Genomic DNA, 2,396 nt, shown 5'->3' with positions numbered 1-2,396 from the left:
ACGAGTACCACCCTGAGGTAACGGAAGCCTGGATGTATTTAGGCATGATACGCTTGCTGGTGAAGCGGCTGGCCAGGGCCGCATAAGCTGGAGGAGGGGACTTTTACAACAGTTTCTTACCGATAGGGCCGCAAAGACAAAAACACCCCTACCGTCCATCTTTGCCTCCTTCACCTCACCTGGCAGATGCCGAGGTAGCTTTTCTTGCCAACTTCATCGCTTGTAGACTCCCCAGAGCGCTTGAACTGCGGGAAGCAGGCCCCAAAGAGGCTTCCCGAGAAACAAACGAGAGGGCGTTACCTCGGCCCCTCTAGGACCCGCTCCAGCTCCGCGAGGAGCTCTTCCACCCTCGCCCGCCGCTCAGGGGGGAGGGCCTCGAGGTCCAGCCGGACAAGCTTCGCCGCCACCTCCTTAGGCCAGGGCCTGGGGGCCTTTTCCTTCCGCAAGACCCCCCGCACCCGGGCCTTCAGCTCTCGTAAGGAGAGGCCCGCCCTCGCCTCCTCCAGGAGGGCCTTCCGCAAGGACGCGTCTTTCACCTTCTTGAGCTCCAGGGCGGCGGTGTAGGGGATCGCCCCCTCCTCCAGGGCCGCCCTCAGGTCCTCGGGAAGGGAGAGGAGGGGAAGGCGGTGCTGCACAAAGGACTCCCAGGACATGCGGCCGAGGGCCTTGAAGAGCTCTTCCACCCGCCGGGCCTCAGCAGTAGGAACAACGTTGTCCCTAACTCGTCCCTCCTTTGCGTTTTTCATCTTGCGGAGGAGCCCCACCACCTCCTCCACGGACCTCCCCAAGTCTTCCGATAGCAGGGCGAGGACCCCTAGGGTCTCCTCGTAGGGGTTCAGGTCCTCCCGCTGGAGGTTCTCCACGAGGGCAAGGAGCCTCGCCTCCTTGTCGGAGAGCTCCAGGACCCGCGCCGGAACCTCCTTAAGGCCGGCCATCGCCGCCGCCCGGAGGCGCCTCTCCCCGGCCACCACCTCGTAGGCCTCCCCGACCCGCCGCACCAGGAGGGGCTGGAGGACCCCCTTCTCCCGGATGCTCTCGGCGAGGGCCTCGAGGTTCTCAAAGCGCCGCCTCGGCTGCCCCCGCACCCGGAGGAGGTCCAGGGGAAGGCGAAGCACCTCCGGAGCCTCCTTCCCCAAGGCCTTCTTGCCCTTGAGGATCGCCGTTCCCAGAACCTCGTCCAGCCGGCTCATTCCGCCACCTCCTCCAGGACCCCTTCCCGCGCGGCGTCCTGGGCCACCACGCGCTGGAGGAACTCCTCCGCCAGCCGCTCCACCTCCTCCCGGGCCTGCCGGTCCCCCACGAGCTGAAGGGGAACGGCCCGCTCCGTGGCCCTCCTGTGGGGCCCCGGGCGGTAGGCGATGGGGGAAGCCACGGGGGCGAGGTCCTCGAGGCCCGCGATCTTCTCCAGCACCCGGTTGTCCCCGAGGGTCCTGGCGTCAAACTTGGTGGGGACGAATAGGCGCACGAAGGACCGGGGGACCCTGGGGTCCACCTGCTCCAGGGCCTCCCGGTACTCCTGGGCCGCCTCCATCACCCCCACCAGGGCCTCCACGCCCTTCACACTGGTCTCCACGGGGACGAGGAGCCCGTCCCCCGCCAAGGCCCCGAGGGCCGCCAGGTGCCCCAGGGAGGGGAGGGAGTCAATGAGGACGAAGTCGTAGCCCTCCGTCTTCCGCAGGGTCGTGCGCAGGAGCAGGGTAGAGAGGGGGCGCTGCATGAGGCGCACCTCCACCCGGGCGAGGTCCAGGCTTGCGGGGATGAGGTCCAGGCCCCACTCGGAAAGGTGCCTCGGCGTGGGCAGCTGGCCCGTGTCCACCAGGTGAAGGAGGGTCTCCTCTGGGGCGACCTCCCGTACCCCGAGCCAGGAGGTGAGGTTCGCCTGGGGGTCCGTGTCCACCAAAAGGACGCGGAAGCCGCGGCGCGCCAGCTCAAAGCCGAGGTCGCGGGCGAGGGAGGTCTTGCCCGCCCCGCCGGCGTGGGTGAAGAAGGTGTAGACGCGGCGGAGCCGCCCGCCCTCCCGTTCCCGCACGTACCAGTAGCGGCCGAGGCGAACGCCCTCCAGCTTGCCCTCGAGGATCATCTGCCGCACCCGTTCCCGCGTCACCCCGAGCCTCCGGGCCATCTCGCTCACGGGAACCAGCTCACCCTGCTTCATGGGCCTAGACTATCCCAAGATTTGGCGTTTGCCAAGTATCCCCCGCGTCACCCTGGCCCCCGGTGGGGCCAGCAACTTGCATCGGTTCCGTTTTGCTGATGGAATCATCAAAAGTATCTACAACCCTTTAACTGATTGATTGACTAATAATGATCAACAACAGGGCGGGGGCGGGATGCGATGGGGAAGGGCTTTCCGGCCGCAAAACGCCCCAAGTCTTCCGAGTCTCCGCCCCCTTTCT

The 2,396-nt window shown here is 66.8% G+C and carries 2 protein-coding genes; both read right to left on the bottom strand.

Translation table 11 applies throughout. The features are described 5' to 3' along the window. Positions 1–296 precede the first annotated feature (296 nt). Complete coding sequence (locus tag TNMX_RS03315; RefSeq protein WP_038029513.1) at positions 297–1,190, bottom strand: ParB/RepB/Spo0J family partition protein; 894 nt, start codon at positions 1,188–1,190, stop codon at positions 297–299. Continuing rightward, positions 1,187–2,155, bottom strand: a complete 969-nt coding sequence (locus tag TNMX_RS03310) for an AAA family ATPase (RefSeq protein WP_038029511.1) — start codon at positions 2,153–2,155, stop codon at positions 1,187–1,189. The genes TNMX_RS03315 and TNMX_RS03310 overlap by 4 nt, the downstream gene beginning before the upstream one ends. Positions 2,156–2,396 lie beyond the last annotated feature (241 nt).

The sequence above is a fragment of the Thermus sp. NMX2.A1 genome, assembly GCF_000511705.1.
Classification (GTDB): Bacteria; Deinococcota; Deinococci; order Deinococcales; family Thermaceae; genus Thermus; species Thermus scotoductus.
This window is presented reverse-complemented; position numbering and strand designations above follow the sequence as displayed.